General features: G+C 54.6%; 11 protein-coding genes and 1 pseudogene. 8 read left to right on the top strand and 4 right to left on the bottom strand.

The features are described from left to right. The first annotated feature begins 112 nt into the window (after positions 1–112). The 3 genes from KGFNPO_RS15525 (at position 113) to KGFNPO_RS15515 (ending at position 2,706) form a co-directional block, all read left to right on the top strand. Positions 113–1,192 carry a tartrate dehydrogenase gene (locus tag KGFNPO_RS15525; RefSeq protein WP_472632138.1) on the top strand — a complete coding sequence of 360 codons (1,080 nt, stop codon included), beginning with the start codon at positions 113–115 and terminating at the stop codon, positions 1,190–1,192. Positions 1,193–1,235: 43 nt separating this feature from the next. Beyond that, positions 1,236–2,240, top strand: a complete 1,005-nt coding sequence (locus tag KGFNPO_RS15520) for a TRAP transporter substrate-binding protein (protein WP_472632137.1) — start codon at positions 1,236–1,238, stop codon at positions 2,238–2,240. 163 nt (positions 2,241–2,403) lie between these two features. Further along, positions 2,404–2,706 (top strand): antibiotic biosynthesis monooxygenase family protein, encoded by a 303-nt coding sequence (locus KGFNPO_RS15515; protein ID WP_472632136.1) that lies wholly within the window; start codon positions 2,404–2,406, stop codon positions 2,704–2,706. Positions 2,707–2,878: 172 nt separating this feature from the next. Here KGFNPO_RS15515 and KGFNPO_RS15510 read toward each other — a convergent pair whose 3' ends face one another. The 3 genes from KGFNPO_RS15510 to queC are packed head-to-tail and all read right to left on the bottom strand — an operon-like array spanning position 2,879 to position 4,351. Then, complete coding sequence (locus KGFNPO_RS15510; RefSeq protein WP_472632135.1) at positions 2,879–3,211, bottom strand: nucleotidyltransferase family protein; 333 nt, start codon at positions 3,209–3,211, stop codon at positions 2,879–2,881. Further along, on the bottom strand, positions 3,204–3,641 hold the full coding sequence (locus tag KGFNPO_RS15505) for a nucleotidyltransferase substrate binding protein (protein WP_472632134.1): 438 nt from the start codon (positions 3,639–3,641) through the stop codon (positions 3,204–3,206). The genes KGFNPO_RS15510 and KGFNPO_RS15505 overlap by 8 nt, the downstream gene beginning before the upstream one ends. Then, entirely contained in the window at positions 3,638–4,351 is a 714-nt protein-coding gene (queC, locus tag KGFNPO_RS15500; RefSeq protein ID WP_472632133.1) for a 7-cyano-7-deazaguanine synthase QueC, read from the bottom strand. Before queC ends, KGFNPO_RS15505 begins: the two co-directional genes overlap by 4 nt. Before the next feature lie 228 nt (positions 4,352–4,579). On the opposite strand from queC, the gene KGFNPO_RS15495 reads away from it, so the two are divergent. From KGFNPO_RS15495 to KGFNPO_RS15480, 4 genes are all read left to right on the top strand, one after another. Continuing rightward, positions 4,580–6,355, top strand: a complete 1,776-nt coding sequence (locus KGFNPO_RS15495; protein ID WP_472632132.1) for an autotransporter assembly complex protein TamA — start codon at positions 4,580–4,582, stop codon at positions 6,353–6,355. Beyond that, positions 6,352–10,668, top strand: a complete 4,317-nt coding sequence (locus KGFNPO_RS15490; protein WP_472632131.1) for a translocation/assembly module TamB domain-containing protein — start codon at positions 6,352–6,354, stop codon at positions 10,666–10,668. Before KGFNPO_RS15495 ends, KGFNPO_RS15490 begins: the two co-directional genes overlap by 4 nt. A 678-nt stretch (positions 10,669–11,346) precedes the next feature. Then, complete coding sequence (locus tag KGFNPO_RS15485; protein ID WP_472632130.1) at positions 11,347–12,852, top strand: SEL1-like repeat protein; 1,506 nt, start codon at positions 11,347–11,349, stop codon at positions 12,850–12,852. A gap of 461 nt (positions 12,853–13,313) precedes the next feature. After that, positions 13,314–13,979 (top strand): hypothetical protein, encoded by a 666-nt coding sequence (locus KGFNPO_RS15480; RefSeq protein ID WP_472632129.1) that lies wholly within the window; start codon positions 13,314–13,316, stop codon positions 13,977–13,979. Between the two features lie 554 nt (positions 13,980–14,533). On the opposite strand, the gene KGFNPO_RS15475 is transcribed toward KGFNPO_RS15480, so the two are convergent. Further along, positions 14,534–15,130 carry a hemerythrin domain-containing protein gene (locus KGFNPO_RS15475; protein ID WP_472632128.1) on the bottom strand — a complete coding sequence of 199 codons (597 nt, stop codon included), beginning with the start codon at positions 15,128–15,130 and terminating at the stop codon, positions 14,534–14,536. 1,298 nt (positions 15,131–16,428) lie between these two features. On the opposite strand from KGFNPO_RS15475, the pseudogene KGFNPO_RS15470 reads away from it, so the two are divergent. Then, positions 16,429–16,560: pseudogene (locus KGFNPO_RS15470) on the top strand (twin-arginine translocation signal domain-containing protein); the annotation flags it as partial. Positions 16,561–16,575: the final 15 nt, after the last annotated feature.

Below are 16,575 nucleotides of genomic sequence, written 5' to 3'. Positions count from 1 at the left end.
GCTTTATCGATTTACACATTGCGTGATTATATCCATCGATGTCGCCTTTATGATGATCGGGCATTGTGCCGCACCTTTCCGTGCGCCAGATTAATCACCCCTCGGAGGAATCATGAAAAAACACAGAATCGCAGTCATACCGGGCGACGGTATCGGCAAGGAAGTCATGCCGGAAGGGCTGCGGGCGGTGGATGCCGCCGCCCGCAAGTTCGGTATCGAACTCGATTACACGCATATCGAATGGGCCAGTTGCGACTATTACGCACAACACGGCCAGATGATGCCGTCCGACTGGTTCGAGCAGCTCAAGGGATTCGATGCGATTTATTTCGGCGCGGCCGGCTGGCCTGCAACGGTGCCGGACCATATTTCGTTGTGGGGTTCGCTGATCAAGTTCCGGCGTGATTTCGACGAATACGTGAACCTGCGGCCGGTGCGGCTGATGCCCGGCGTGCCGTGTCCGCTGGCCGGGCGCAAGCCGGGCGATATCGATTTTTACGTGGTGCGCGAAAATACCGAAGGTGAATATTCCGCTATCGGCGGGCGCATGTTCGAAGGCACCGAGCGCGAATTCGTGCTGCAGGAAGCGGTGTTCACCCGCAAGGGCGTGGATCGGATACTGAAATATGCGTTCGAGCTGGCGCAAAGCCGGCCGAAAAAACATCTGACCTCGGCCACCAAGTCGAACGGCATCGCCATCAGCATGCCGTACTGGGACGAGCGGGTGGAAGCGATGGCCGGGCAATATCCGGAGGTGCGCTCGGATAAATACCACGTCGATATCCTGGCTGCGCATTTCGTGCTGAATCCGGATCGCTTCGACGTGGTGGTCGCCTCCAATCTGTTTGGCGACATTTTGTCCGACTTAGGGCCAGCCTGCACCGGCACCATCGGCATCGCACCATCGGCGAATCTCAATCCCGAACGCAATTTCCCGTCGCTGTTCGAGCCGGTGCATGGCTCGGCGCCCGACATCTACGGCAAGAATATTGCCAACCCGATCGCGATGATCTGGTCGGGCGCGATGATGCTCGATTTTCTCGGCAACGGCAGCGGCGTCTACCGGCAGGCGCACGACGCCATCCTGGGCGCGATCGAAACGGTACTGGCCGGCAGCGGAGCGCGCACCCGTGATCTGGGTGGAAATGCCAGCACTACCGAGGCAGGAAAGGCCATTGCCGACGCGATCTGATCAGCACTTTGTAGGTACATTATAAAAAAGAAGGAGACATGCAATGACACTCAAAAAAATCGTACTCGCGTTTGCCGCACTGGCCTGCGCCGCATCGGTGTGGGCCCAGCAACCCATCATGATCAAGTTCAGCCATGTGGTGGCTACAGATACGCCGAAGGGAAAAGCCGCCGAATATTTCAAGAAACTGGCGGAAGAACGCACCAATGGGCGCGTCAAGGTGGAGGTTTATGCCAACAGCCAACTTTACAAGGACAAGGAAGAAATGGAAGCGTTGCAGCTTGGCGCGGTGCAGATGCTGGCGCCGACTTTTTCCAAGTTTGGCTCAATGGGCCTGCGCGAATTCGAGGTTTTCGATCTGCCCTATCTTTTTGATAATTTCGACGATGCGCACAAGATTACCCAGGGACCTATCGGACAGCGCTTGTTGAAGAAGCTCGATAGCAAAGGCATTGCCGGTCTCGCGTTCTGGGACAATGCCTTCAAGGAAATGACCACCAACAAGCCGCTCAAGAAGCCGGAAGATTTCCGTGGGCTGAAAATCCGCATCCAGCCTTCCAAGGTGCTGGACGCGCAAATGCGCGCGCTCGGAGCCAACCCGCAAGTACTGGCGTTTTCCGAGGTTTACCAGGCACTGCAAACCGGCGTGGTAGATGGCCAGGAAAATCCGGCGTCCAATATCTCGACCCAGAAATTCTATGAAGTGCAAAAATACATGACGATGACCGACCATGGCTTTCATGCCTATGTCTTTATCGCCAATAAGAAATTCTGGGATGCCCTGCCGCCTGATATCCGCCAGACGCTGGACGGCGCTGTGCGCGATACCACACAATATTTCAACAGCGTTGCCAAAAAGGATGACGACGAAGCGTTAGCCCAGATCAGGGCTTCCGGCAAGACGCAGATCGTCACCTTGTCGAAGGAAGAAAAGACGGCGCTGAAAAAATCGTTGATCAAGGTACATCGCGAGTTCGAATCGACAATCGGCAAGGAACTGATCCAGTCGATCTATCGTGAAACGAAGTTTGATCCAGACAAGCTGTAATGATCTAATCGATCCCGAAAACCGGGCGCGCCGCACGATGTTAAATCGCATCGCGGCGCGCTTTTTATGCGTTTGGCCTGTCATTGGATCAGGCTCGGTATAGTCTAAACTTGCGCATATGCAGTAATCCTGCGCACAACCACACCACAAGAATGGACAAAATATGATTCTCGAACTTGCTGATATTCACATACAAGCCGGTAAGCAAGCCGATTTCGATATCGCAATTCAGCGTGGTATTGACGAAGTGATTTCCAAGGCAAAAGGCTTTAGTGGCTACAAAATAAACCGTGGGATTGAATCTCCGGAGCGCTACGTGCTGATGATTTTCTGGGAAACCCTGGAAAACCACACGGTCGATTTTCGCCAATCCGCTGCGTTTCAAGATTGGCGCGTTATCGTTGGCCCCTATTTCGCGTCACCGCCAGTAGTTGAGCATTTCAATTTGCTCAACAAATCCAAATAACAGTATTCCGTCCCATTGGGACGCCATTTTCTTGTAGGTGCGAATTCATTCGCATGGAATCGTTGAAAATGCGAATGAATTCGCACCTACGGCGCTGCTGTTTCAACGTGAAAAAGCTTGATTTTGAGCAGAGATCGTTTCGGCCCAGGTCGACAGTCCTATTGCGATTTGGTTACGCTTTGCCCTTCTGCACCACCACATAAGCACGTTCAATTTCCTGACGAAAACTTTCCGGAATACGCGCCCAGTCGATGACATCGACATGGATCGGCAAGTTGCTGTCGATGAGCGCATCTTGCAGTTTCCACAAATCCATCATTTCCTGTTGAAAATCGTCAGGCTGGCGCACCACCAGATCAAGGTCGCTGGTGTCATGCCCTTGCCCTGTGACGCGGCTGCCGTAGGCCCATATATCGGCCTGCGGCAAATGTTGACCCAGCATTTGACACAGCAGCGCGAGGTGGCGCGGCTGCAGGTGTAATCGGTGCTGCGGGAGTTCAGGCATTGTCTTGTGCCCCACCGAAGCGTTGGTGCAAAATGGCTTCCAGACTGCTGACATCGGCAATGAAAGCCGGCAGCAGCACCAGCGTTTGCTTGGCAAATCCTTCACCATAATCATGCGCAGTATTGTTGCGGTTGTCGCGGTAGGCGAACCAGCGCTCCACTTCTTCCAGCGTCATCAAGCCATGCGTAGCCGATAAGCGCAGCAACTCCTTGACCGGCGTTTGATCGAGTTTTTTGCTGCCGTGGCCATATTCGCGCAAGGCTTTTTTTAATAGTTTGAAACCGGTTTCCTGCGCCAGTTCGTAACCTTTGACAATCGCATTGCGGAAAATTTCCTGGACGATGCTGTCCGGCTCGGCGCGCTCGAACAAGACCAGCGAGGATTGCAGCGTCTGGATGCAGCGTTTCAGGTGTTCGGTATTTAAATTCATACCTTCGCTCCGACAAATTCCCGATACCCGCGCTGCCGCAACGCGCAGGCCGGGCATGTTCCGCAGCCGTAGCCCCAATCGTGCAGCGTGCCGCGTTCACCCAAGTAGCAGGTGTGGGTTCCGGTGCGGATCAGGTCGACCAACTTTTGTCCGCCGAGTTGCTGCGCCAGTTGCCAGGTTTGGCGCTTGTCGATCCACATCAGCGGCGTGTCAATCTTGAGGCGGGTTGCCATGCCGAGGTTGAGCGCAACTTGCAGCGCTTTCATGCTGTCGTCGCGGCAATCGGGGTAGCCGGAAAAATCGGTTTCGCACATGCCGCCGACCAGCACGTCCAGCCCGCGCCGGTACGCTACCGTGGCCGCCACCATCATGAATAGCAGGTTGCGCCCGGGCACGAAAGTGTTGGGCAAGCCGTTTTCCTGCATCGCGATTTCGACGTTTTGGGTTAATGCGGTGTCAGAAATCTTGCCCAGCAGCCCGAGGTCGATCAGGTGATCTTGGCCCAGCTTGCGGTCCCAGTCGGCCGAGTGCGTGCGTAATTGTTGCAGCACGGTGGGGCGCACCGTCAGTTCTATGCTGTGGCGCTGGCCGTAATCAAAGCCGATGGTTTCGACTTTTGCATATTGCGAGAGCGCCCACGCCACGCAAGTGGTCGAGTCCTGGCCGCCGCTGAAAAGCACCAGCGCAGCGTTGGGTTGTTCGTTTGTCATATTTGGTTCCTGAAGTATACCTATTGCAGTATTTTTTAAAGCCGCTTATTAGATGTGCGGCAAGTAATGGTTTTTTTGCCATACCCCCTATAGCAACTCAGGGGCCGGGAGTCCGGTAACATGTCGGCTGAAAATCCGAATTTGAATTCAGTATACAAACCTTATGGCAGCCACGGGCATTTTGCAATGATCAGAACTATTTTTAGCCTTGGGCAACGGTTGCAGCGGATGCAGCGAATTTTACGACTACTGCCGGTCGGCCTGTTGCTGCTGTCGGCGTGCGCCCATGCCGAGAATCTGGAATATGCCGTGGTGCTGGATGCGCCCTCCGGCCTGAAGGATGTGCTGGAAAAAAATCTCGACCTGAATCGTTGGCACGACAATCCGCGGCTTGACGTTGAACAATTGCAGCGGCTGTACCGCCAAGCGCCCGATCAGATCAGGACGCTGGTGGCGACCGAGGGTTTTTATGCGCCGACCATTACTTCCGAAATCACCCAGCAAGGCCAGGCCTGGCGGATTCAATTCACGATTGCAGCCGGCGCGCCGGCGCTGGTGGGCGCGGTCGATCTGACGTTTGAAGAGGCGATTGCGAGCCAGTCGCAGGTGGCCGAATTGCGCGGCGGCTGGGCGTTGCAGCCGGGCCTGGTGTTCCGGCAGGCGGCGTGGGAGTCGGCCAAGAGTGGTTTGCTGCGCAAGTTGCTGCTGGAGCGTTATCCGCGCGCGCGCCTGACGCAAACGCGCGCTACCGTCGATCCGCTGGCGCATACGGTTGCCCTGAAAGTAGTGATCGACAGCGGCCCGGAGATTCATTTTGGCGCGCTGATCATCGACGGCTTGCAACGTTATCCAGCCACCATCATCAGCCGCATTAACAAGATCAAGCCGGGCGATCCCTATAACGAAGCTGCGCTGCTGGAGCTGCAAGCCCATTTGCTCGACAGCGGCTATTTCAGCCGGGTCGATGTCAGTGCCGAAATCGATACGCCAGAAGAACTTGAAAGTACTCCAAGTACTCCAGCTACTGCGCGGCCGTCGTCGGCACCGGTGCCCGTGCGCGTGACCGTAACGGAAAACAAGCGCAGGAAATCCGGGATCGGGATCGGTTACAGCACCAATACCGGCAATCGCGCCAAGCTGACTTATGAAGACCTGAATTTTTCGGATAGGGAACTCAAGCTCAAGAGCGCGCTGACCATAGAAACCAAAAAGCAGTCGGCCACAGCCGACATCTATCTGCCGCTCACGCAGGAAGGCGTCCAGTACAGCACTGGCCTGTCGTATGTGCGCAGCGACATCGCAGGCGAGGTGGGCAAAGTCTCCAGCATTTCAGGCAAACGGGTCTGGGGCAAGCCGACGCTGGAGCGCAACCTGACGCTGGAATACCTGCGCGAGCAAAAGGAAATCGAGGGGTTCGCCCCGCGCAACAGCCAGTCGTTGCCGTTGACGTATGGCGTCACCTGGCGCGATACCGACAGCCTGCTGTTTCCAACCAATGGCAGCATCATCCACGCGCAAATCGGCGGCGCGGTGGGCGGCTTGCTGACCGATCAAAGCTTTGTGCGCAGCAGCGCGCGCGTGGTGCGTTATAGCCCGCTGGGGAAAAAAGGCATCGTGGTCTTGCGTGGCGAAATAGGCGCGCTCGCTTCGAGTAGCAAGGATGGCGTTCCGGACGCTTACCTGTTCCGTGCCGGCGGCGATCAGTCGGTGCGCGGTTACGCGTATCAGGGGCTGGGTGTGGCGCAAGGCACGGCCATCGTCGGCGGGCGTTATATGGCGGTCGGCAGCGCCGAATACCAGAATTGGTTTTTGCCGCAATGGGGCGCCGCGGTGTTTGTCGATGCCGGCAACGCCGCCGATACCGTCGCCGAGTTGACGCCGAAAGTGGGTTACGGCGTTGGCGGGCGCTGGCGCAGTCCGGTCGGGCCGATCAATCTGGATATCGCTTATGGGCAGTCGGACAAGAAAGTACGCATGCATTTTTCGCTCGGGGTGACATTTTGAGGCGGCGCACATGGTGGATCGCATTGTCGTCGCTGCTGCTTGCATTCGTGCTGCTGGCGGCAATCCTGATACCGCGTGAATCCAGCCTGCGCTGGGTGTTGCAGCAAGCGGCCAACGCCAGCAACGGCGCGCTGACATTTACCGGCGTGAGCGGCTCGCTGCTGGCACCGGTGCATATCAAGCAATTGCAATATAGAAAGTTCAGTACGTCCGGCACGCCCGAGAAAGTGATTACGCTGGATGACCTCGATCTGCGCTGGTCGCCGGCCCAGTTGTTGCGCGGCCATGTCGGGATTGAAAAGCTGCAAGCGGCGCGCCTGACGCTGCAAACTCTGGAAGAATCGAACGAGCCGCTGCTGTTGCCGACTAGCCTGTCAGTGCCTGTGGAAGTCGAAGTCAAGGCGGCGCAATTGGGTCAGTTGGTAATGATTTCCCCGGCCGGTGCGCGCACCGAATTGCACGATCTCCATTTCGCGCTGCATGGCGGCCGGCAGCAATGGCGGGTGCAGGATGCCGCTGCCGGCACGCCGTGGGGCAATCTGGACGCAATCCTGACACTGGGTGCGAAGCCGCCATTTTTACTCACCGGCCAGATCAATTTTTTACACGGAACCGGGCGCGATGTAAGCCAAGCGCAGGCCGTGTTGGACGGCGACCTGAGCGCGCTGACGATCAAAGCCAACTTTGACGCGCAGGGCGCGAGCGGCCACGGCGATTTGACCATCGCGCCGTTTGACACCTTCGCATTGCGCCGGATTGCGCTGCAAGCGACCGGCATCGACCCCAGCCGTTTTAGTGCCGATGGCGATTTGCCGCAGGCCGCAATCGCGATCGATCTGACCGGCCAGGTGCAGCCGGACCAAACCATCAGCGCCAAACTGAATATCGTCAACACGCTGCCACCCGGCCCGATGGATAAAAAAAGCCTGCCGCTGCGCAGCATCAGCACCCACATCGATGGCACGCTGGAGGCGGCAAATATCAAAGACATGGTGCTCGATCTGGCCGATGCCGGTCGCGCCAGCGGCAGCGGCAGCGTCAAAAATGGCAAGGCTGCATTTGCTCTGCATGCCGACAAAATCAATCTGAAGGCGCTCGATACCAAGCTCAACCGCACCGCCATCGCCGGCGATATCGTGTTGTCCGCGCTGGACGGCCGGCAAGTGCTGAAAGCGCGGCTGGGGCAGGATCGCTATCAACTGGCACTCGATGCAACGCTGGCCGACGGCTTGCTGAATTTGCAGCAAGCCAAACTCAGCGCCGGCAAGAGTGCGCTCAGTCTGCAAGGGCAAGCGCGCACGGATACCGCGCAAGCGTTCGCGCTGACCGGCAGCATTCAACGTTTTGATCCATCGGATTTCGGCGCTTATCCGGCGGCCGATGTGAATGCCGCGCTGCGTCTGGAAGGTCATCTGGCACCGAACTGGCAAGTCGCGGCGGACATCAAGTTGCAACCGAGTCGCTTGCTCAAACAACCGTTGTCCGGTCAGGTCAAATTAAGCGCCGATGCCCAGCGCCTGCAAAATGTCGATATGGCGTTGCGCCTCGGCGGCAATCTGATGGCCGCACAAGGCAATTTCGGCGCGCCCAAAGATAGCCTGGCGCTGCGCATCGATGCGAAAAATCTGGCAATGCTGCAAGCAGGTCTGGCCGGCGCGTTGCGCGCCACCGGCACGCTGACCGGCAGCATGGCAGCGCCGCAATTAGCGTTCGATGCCAACGCGCAAGGACTGGTCTTGAATCCGCAGGAGAAAAAGCCACAGCGTTTCGCCAATAGCGACTTCAAGGCGCGCGGCAATCTGGCACTGAGCGGCAGCGGTCTGTTCCGCCTGAAAGGCACCATGTCGCGCCTGAATCCGGCCGCTTTCGGCACTTATCCGGAAGGCAATATCAGCGGCGACCTCGATGCAACCGGCAATCTTGCCAAGGATTGGCGGGTCGCACTCGACTTCACGCTGCAACCCGGCACGCTGCTGGGCGCGCCCTTGTCCGGACACGGCAAGTTGCAAGCCGACGCCGCACGCATCGCCAATGCCGATATCGCGCTGCAACTGGCGAACAACAGCGTCATGCTCAAAGGTAATTTCGGCGCGCCGAAAGACCGGCTTGACTGGCGTCTCGATGCGCGCCAACTCAGCGTATTGGGGCCGAATTTCGGCGGCGCTGTAAGCGGCGAGGGCAACGTCAGCGGCAGCAAGGATGCACTGCAGATCGGCTTTGCGCTGGATGGCAGCGAGATCCGCTTGCCGGGCGAAACCTTCATCAAAACCCTGCACGCCAGCGGTCGCTTGCAGCAAGGCGAAAATGGCCCGCTGCAAGCCGATATCGCGCTGGGCGAAGCGCGCTCCGGCACGCAAGCATTCGAAGCGTTGCGACTGGTGGCCAACGGCAGCCGGCGTGCGCACACCATCGAACTTAGCGGAAGTAGTGACGCAAATAAGCAAAGCGAAAATTTCAAAGCGACCCTGGCCGGCGGCTGGCAGCAGGCCACAGGTTGGGATGGCGCGATTCGCAGCCTGCAAAATCGCGGCGCGTTTGCCTTTACGCTGCAAGCGCCGGCACCGCTCAAAATCGGTCCCGGGCAATTTTCATTGACCGATTTCGTGCTGGCGCTGCCCAGCGGCAGCCTGAATTTGCAAACGCTGCAAAAGAACGGCAGCCATTTGCAAAGCCGCGGTCATGCCAGCGGCATTGCGCTGACTACGCTGGCGAAATTATCGGAGCCGCTGCAACAGAATTTGGCCGGCGGATTGACTTTCGGTGCCGACTGGTCGCTCGACGCCGATAGTTTCATCGACGGCAACGTGCGGCTGTTCCGCGAAGGCGGCGACGCCACCATACGCACCGGAAGTAACGCCGCGCCGCTGGCGCTGGGCTTGAACAAGCTGGCCTTGCGCGCCGATATTGTCAAAAATGCGCTGAAGCTGGAGTTTGAAATGGATGGCAGCCATGTCGGCAGTAGCCGCTTTGCCGGCAGCACCAAAATCGGCGGCACGTCCGGCAGTTGGAGTTTGCCGGCGACCAGCCCGCTGACCATGAGCGGCACTGCCAGCCTGCCCACGCTGGATTGGATCGGGCCGGTCGTCGGCCGGCCCGAACTGGATTTGCAAGGACGGCTGGCGCTGGCGATTAGCGGCTCCGGCACGCTGGGCGCGCCCAATTTGACCGGCGACATCAACGGCGATCAACTTGGCGTGCGCTGGGCCGAGCAGGGCATAAAGCTGCGCAACGGCGTATTGCGTGCGCAATTGCAGGGAGACCGTTTGCTATTGAAAAAACTCGCCTTCGATGGCGAACAAGGCAAGCTGAATGTGCAGGGCGAGGCGCGCTTTGCCAACGCCCGGCCCAGCGTGCAAATGACGCTGACGGCCGACAAGCTGCTGGCATTGTCCAGCCCGGAACGGCTGTTGGTGTTGAGCGGCGACAGCAACATCACGCTGGACGACAAACGGCTGCAGATCGGCGGCAAGTTCAAAGCCGAGCGCGCGATATTCGAGCTGCCCAGCGAGAGCGGGCCTACCATCAGCGACGACGTAGTGGTGCTGGGGCGCGAAGCAAACGGTGGCAAAAGTAGCAAAGCCGGCAAATCGCTGCCGCTGCGGGTGGATGTGATGCTGGATTTGGGTCAGCGCTTTTTCATCAAGGGCAAAGGGCTCGATGCGCAAGTCGGCGGCAGCCTGCGGGTGCGGGTGGACGATGGCCAGTTGCCACGCGCCAACGGCAGCATTGAGGTAGTCAAAGGCACATACGCCGCCTACGGCCAAAAGCTGGAAATCCGGCGCGGCATTCTCGCCTTCAGCGGCCCCATCGACAATCCGGGGCTGAATATTCTGGCGGTGCGTCCGGTGCCCGAGATCGAAGGCAATGTCGAAGCCGGCGTCGAAGTGCGCGGCAACGCCTTGGCGCCACGCGCCAGGCTGGTTTCCACACCCTCGGTACCGGACACCGAAAAGCTGTCCTGGCTGGTGCTCGGGCACGGCACCGAAAGCGCGTCCGGCAGCCAGTTCGACGCACTCTCAGCCGCCGCCAACGCCTTGTTCGGCGCGTCCCAGGGCGCATCGCTGCAAGCGAAAGTGGCGCAATCCATCGGCCTCGATGAATTCGGCATTGGCCGTGCGCAAGGATTGGAAACCACCGTACTCACCTTCGGCAAGCGCATCTCGTCGCGTGCATTTTTGACCTACGAGCAAGGCGTCAGCGGCGCATCAACGCTAGTCAAATTGCGCTACATGTTGAGCAAACGTTTCTCGCTGCAAGCCGAAACCGGCACCAGCACCGCGCTTGATTTGTTTTATACATGGTCATTTGATTGAAGTAACTATTCTGCCCCTATAAAAGACATCTAAACCAGAGGGGTTTCTGTAGATACTCTGTTCAAAATCAGGTCTTTTCACATTGAAACAACAAGCGGCGTAGGTGCGAATTTATTCGCACTGTTATCGATTCCATGCGAGCTGATGCGAATAAATTCGCACTTACAAGCAAATGGCATCTCGATGTGAATAATCGCCGATATTTTTTACTGGTCACAGTGTGCACCGCACAGCGGATATCTCGGAAGGCAGTAAGTCGTATAGCGTACTTGCGTAAATGTTAGACACGACAAAGTCGAATAATGCACTTTTTATCAGCCGTCAAAACTGGCGCAATGCCAGTTATAAATCAATGTCTTTGCATCCCGAACCAGTCTCCTGCATTCCACAAGACGTCGCGATTTAGTCAAACAATAATCTATCGTCGAGTTGCAGGCAGATATTGATTGTTTGCTGAAACGCTATCGTATCCAATCCGTTGATTTATGAATTGTTGCACTATTTTTAAAAATTCACGGATGTTTCAAAAGTGAGAAACGCTTCAAACCATCCACAAATATCTCTTTTTCAATTGCTCGGAAAAAGCCCGTTTTTAGTGAGTACTACCTGTGATAAAAAATACATTTGTTTTTTATTGGCAACTTATAATAGATTTCTCTCTCATTCACGCTCACTCCCATGCGAAAAATCATTGTTTGTCTTTTCTTACCGCTAGCTATCGTTACTTCTACTGTTTACGCTGACTTTGACTCTGGCTTAGATGCATACAATAAAAATGATTACGCAACAGCCATAAAAGAATGGCGTCCCTTGGCCGAGCAGGGCGATGCCGATGCGCAGCGCAACTTGGGGTACCTATACAGAGAGGGCCAAGGTGTACCCCAGAATTATGCCGAGGCTGTGAAGTGGTACCGCAAGGCAGCAAAACAGGGTGAAGCCACTGCACAGCGCAACTTGGGAATCATGTACAGCAATGGTCAAGGCGTGCCGCAGAATTACGCTGAGGCTGTGCAGTGGTATCGCAAAGCAGCAGAACAGGGTGAAGCCACTGCGCAGCGCAAATTGGGGTACCTATACAGAGACGGTCAAGGTGTACCCCAGAATTACGTCGAGGCTGTGAATTGGTTCCGCAAGGCCGCAGAACAGGGCGATGCCACTGCTCAAAACAACTTGGGGTACCTATACAGAGAGGGCCAAGGTGTACCCCAGAATCACGCCGAGGCTGTGAAGTGGTACCGCAAGGCCGCAGAACAGGGCGATGCTACTGCGCAATATAGCCTGGGGGTCAAGTACGCCAATGGTCAAGGCGTGCCGCAGAATTACGCCGAGGCTGTGAATTGGTACCGCAAGGCCGCAGAACAGGGTGATGCCACCGCACAAAACAACTTGGGAATCATGTACAACAATGGTCAAGGCGTGCCGCAGAATTACGCCGAGGCTGTGCAGTGGTACCGCAAGGCCGCAGAGCAGGGCGATGCCATCGCACAAAGCAACTTGGGATTTGCGTACGGCAATGCTCAAGGCGTGTCGCAGAATTATGCCGAGGCTGTGAATTGGTTCCGCAAGGCCGCAGAACAGGGCGATGCCACTGCGCAGCGCAGCTTGGGATTTGCGTACGGCAATGGTCAAGGCGTGTCGCAGAATTACGCCGAGGCTGTGCAGTGGTATCGCAAGGCCGCAGAACAGGGCAATGCCTCTGCGCAAAACAATCTGGGGGCCATGTACGACGATGGTCAAGGCGTACAAAGAAGCCAAGTTATAGCGTATGCGCTCTACAATCTTTCTGCGACCAATGACCCATCCAGTACCAACAAAGCTACAGGCAATCGTAAGGCGCTAGCCGATGGCATGCTAATGCCGGAAATTGGAGCTGCACAGACTCTGACGCTTGCCATCGCGAAGCCCGGCAATCTGCTGAAAGCACTGGATCAATACGTTAAGCGCCCGGCCGTTAAGGAGGCAATCAAACCGGCAACTCCCAAAGAGGCACCCACCCGAGTCGCTTCAGCTGATCGCTACCCGGCACGCCCTGCCAAGGTTCGTGGCGTTGTGAGTTGCAACACAAGCTGTGAGAACGCCGCTTGTTATCGAACTTATGATAGCGGTCGCAAAGTTCGCTTTCAGGCAAAGCAGAAATGGAATCCTTTCAACAGCCAATTCGAGTTTGATTCTGGTTCGTGTTAATTTTCTGATTTCGGATCATAAAAGTTCTTCGCGTCCCAGGTGAGTGCGGTAGGTTGGGCTAATGCTGTATCAGCCCAACATCCCCACCCACAAAAACGGCGCGGCTTATTCAACGCGGTTTATTCATTTATTGCGCCCTTATCGACATAGCTCCAACTTTCAGTCATCTCTTCTCTCGCGATTTCCCGATGGTGAGATTGATGATGAAAAAGTAAGTGACTCCGGTATGTTAGCCCTACGATTCTCAGTCGGTTTGTCGCATTGAATGTTGGGCTGATACAGCATTAACCCAACCTACGCACTGAAAAGAAATCGCAAAAAAACGGCCCGCGTTTCCTCGCATCGTCGGCTAGGGTAGGGGGCAGCTAGCCGAGCTAGACAGAATATTTTTTTAATCTTAATTCAAATTAGCTGCAGCATTAGATACCCCATATAGCACCCATAATTAACATCCAAAAACCATGCATACTTCCCTTCTTGCTACAATTTTTTTTATTTTTTTTATTTTTTTTATATTAATTATCTGCTATTCCTGCGTACAACTCAGTCGCAAGCACGGCAGAGATATTCGCGTGGTTTGGTATTTTTTCTCACTGTCCTTAGTAGTAACCTGGGGTATAGCTTGGTGGGCCATCAACAATGGAGCGATCGACGAACACGGCACTTTCCAAGGAAGCGCAGGTGCGAGGATCAAAAATCTATTTGATTTCATGTGTAATCTAAATGCAGACCTCCAAATCTTTTCCGCTATTTTGGCGCTCATCACCTTACCGCAACTATTAAGTTATGTTTTGAGCGGCCTATCTGGCAGTGCGTCGACTCCTTTGCTCATCGAGGGAGGCATAAGCTTTTTCATCTGGAGTTTGGTAAAGTCGTTCGCAGTTGTTTCAGGAATTTTTTTGCCCATAGCTGGCTTTGGACTATGGAACCAGTGGACTGGCTTGAGCTGGCAAGGAGCACGTGCGCTGGTATTTGTGTCCGCTATGCTTATCATGTTTTCTTTCTCCACCTTGCTTCTCTATCGTGAAGCCGAAGGTGTAGTTGTCGTTTTCCAGAAGATATCCCCTGAATGGATTCGTAAGTTATTCGCAGCTATACATACATGCTTCACAAGGAACGAGCTTTAACCATTGCTGCCAAATCTAACGCTTAAATTCTCTGATGTTAAAAGCAAAATTCGCTGGCCTTGCACTATTTGAACAGACCTTGTGGACACTGGATTTGCTTATCTTTGCTGTCCCATGTGCTCTGGCGTTTTGGCTATTTGCGCGAAAGGTGGCTAGCTATGCCGCAACTTAACTGGATGTTCAACTCCAACGATGAGCGTCCAGTTTGGAGCAAGTCGAATGTATCTTTTGGGTCAAATTCTATCTCTTACAAATGACGCATAACGGTCAGGTAAACCAAATCCGAAAGCCAGCCTGCAAGTTGCTTTTAGTACGGTAGGTTGGGCTAATGCTGTATCAGCCCAACATCCCCACCCACAAAAACAACGAGGCTTATTCATTTATTGTGCCCTTATCGACATACCCCTTACTTTCAGTCGTATCTTCTTTCGCGATTTCCTGATGGTGAGATTGATGATGAAAAAGTAGGTGACTCCGGTATGTTCGCTCTACGATTCTCAGTCGGTTTGTCGCATTGGACGTTGGGCTGATACAGCATTAGCCCAACCTACGCACTAGGTTGCAGGCCCGCGCCCAACCGGTGCAGGCGTGATGTTCACAATCAGTGAAAACAGTTTGTCCAAGCTCTCCTTGTATCCACTACCGGCAAGTGGGTCCGCATTGGCAGCAAACTGCGCATCGATCACGGCCCAGTCATCCGGCGTCAGGAATTTGATGGCGGCGGGAAGAACCACATCTTCTTCCAAGCCCATATGATCGGAATAGAATTTGGCATATGTTTCCACCATGTCAAAAAATGACTGGAATGCTGCGGCGCCCTCAAGCTCATATTGCGTCAGCGCGAGTTCCAGCGCGCACAACTGCGACTCGCCTTGCTTGTGTTGAGACTCCAGTACTTCAAGAGTCTGATCGATTCGATTGGTACGCTCGCGTAACCGAGCAAACAGGTATTGATCTTCTTTCGGATGATGCACTTTGTGCGGGTACTCGCTAATGTATACGAGCATTGCCCGAAATACCTTGGGGTCCGGCGCTTTCTTGCCCTTGTTGATGGCACGCACGAAATGCTGCATGCCTTGGGTCACAGACGACAACCGATCATGTTCATTCTCGATAACACGTATCGCAATATGATGTGATAGCACACGCATGAAAGGCCCTTTTAAAATCACGTTAGCCAAACTACCCCGTAACAGCGATAAGGACAAGCGCGTGAATCAACCATGCAGCATTAAATCCGCCATATCGGTTGCCAGATGCTCGCCTGGCACTGATTGGTGATTCAGCGCCTTGCTGATCAGTCGCACAATCTGCGCATGGCTTGTTTTATACCTGGTCCTTTGATTGATGATTTTTGCTGGAGTATGCTGATAAACATGTGTGTTACCGCATTATTTGTATGCGGTTATTAAATATACGTTATCCAGTATATTTATTGTTACAGGAATTTTTACAAGTAATCACTTGGCAGATTCAAGGACAAAACGGCAGCAAGATTATTGCCGCCAGAGGCATCTTCGCCTGAGGTAGTTGCCGGCGGCGGCTCGGTTGGACGCCGCCATCGCCATGAGTTGGCCTTGTGTGTGTAGCGCTGAATTGATCAATCCAGTGCGATGGGCCGACCCTGGAATGACCGCCCGGCTTCATCAGTTCTTGTGACAGGCTATTTCTAGTGGGAGTGTTTGGCCTGGTACTTTCAAATTGGCGCTCCTAATCAATTTGAGGTCAGCACCCACACTACTGCAAAGATGGTACGAAGCAAGCATAAGCAGACGCCTACCTGAGTGACGATGCATGAGCCCCGGGCGGGGCGGCAGCAAGATCCAGCGGGTATAGGATGACCGTGAAGCCTATTAACCGTGAAATCCCCTAGCTCGCCAGCATAGTTCATCAGTGGTGCAAAGACCCCATTACCAAGGTACGTGAATTCGACCCTCGAATAGTTCGTGCCACTGAACGATCCGTTGACACCTGTGGTTGTGCGTTCGGTGAGCCATGTGTAGATCTGACCGCCTCGCCGGACCCCGGCCACCTTGACACGCGCCGCTTCTTACGAAGCCTCAGCCCCCAACAAAATTACGGTTCTCTGAGGTAGGTAACTAATCAGGAAAATTAATGTGACAGAACTATAAAATCTAATCGTTTAAATTTTCCAGCCTGAGAGTTTCTTCTGCACTGCACCATGCTTGCAGCCGGTTAGCAGCCTTCCATTTTGTACTGCCTACTGATTAGATAGATCGTCACATCACTGTGTATAAAGCGATTGTCGGCAGGCAATGCGCCAAAAATACTACCTTTTCGCCTATTTTTTCCACCCTTGTTGCTGTGGCACGGAAGTTGCCCATTAATAGGAGTCCTGTCATATGGTTATGCGGTTGCAGCATCCATTAGAACAATTGACGGGAGCGGGGTAACTTAAAAAATACAATGAATATCGAGGAGATTTCAAATGATTGAAACTTTTTATGAGGTCATGCGGCGTCAAGGTATTTCACGTCGCAGTTTTCTAAAGTGCTGTTCACTGACAGCTACCTCATTGGGGCTCGGGCCATCATTTGTGCTGCAAATAGCGCATGCAATGGGCGAACCAACTATT

This window comes from Gelidimonas diazotrophica (assembly GCF_055694025.1).
Note: the sequence above shows the minus strand (reverse complement) of the source record. Positions and strands in the feature narration are given on the sequence as shown.

Excerpts from the sequence above, each read along its gene's own strand:
- KGFNPO_RS15495 (WP_472632132.1), top strand. The coding sequence starts at position 4,580 with ATGCAGCGAATTTTACGACTACTGCCGGTCGGCCTGTTGCTGCTGTCG.
- KGFNPO_RS15485 (WP_472632130.1), top strand. The coding sequence starts at position 11,347 with ATGCGAAAAATCATTGTTTGTCTTTTCTTACCGCTAGCTATCGTTACT.
- KGFNPO_RS15525 (WP_472632138.1), top strand. The coding sequence starts at position 113 with ATGAAAAAACACAGAATCGCAGTCATACCGGGCGACGGTATCGGCAAG.
- KGFNPO_RS15510 (WP_472632135.1), bottom strand. The coding sequence starts at position 3,211 with ATGCCTGAACTCCCGCAGCACCGATTACACCTGCAGCCGCGCCACCTC.
- KGFNPO_RS15505 (WP_472632134.1), bottom strand. The coding sequence starts at position 3,641 with ATGAATTTAAATACCGAACACCTGAAACGCTGCATCCAGACGCTGCAA.
- KGFNPO_RS15515 (WP_472632136.1), top strand. The coding sequence starts at position 2,404 with ATGATTCTCGAACTTGCTGATATTCACATACAAGCCGGTAAGCAAGCC.
- KGFNPO_RS15480 (WP_472632129.1), top strand. The coding sequence starts at position 13,314 with ATGCATACTTCCCTTCTTGCTACAATTTTTTTTATTTTTTTTATTTTT.
- KGFNPO_RS15475 (WP_472632128.1), bottom strand. The coding sequence starts at position 15,130 with ATGCGTGTGCTATCACATCATATTGCGATACGTGTTATCGAGAATGAA.
- KGFNPO_RS15520 (WP_472632137.1), top strand. The coding sequence starts at position 1,236 with ATGACACTCAAAAAAATCGTACTCGCGTTTGCCGCACTGGCCTGCGCC.
- queC (WP_472632133.1), bottom strand. The coding sequence starts at position 4,351 with ATGACAAACGAACAACCCAACGCTGCGCTGGTGCTTTTCAGCGGCGGC.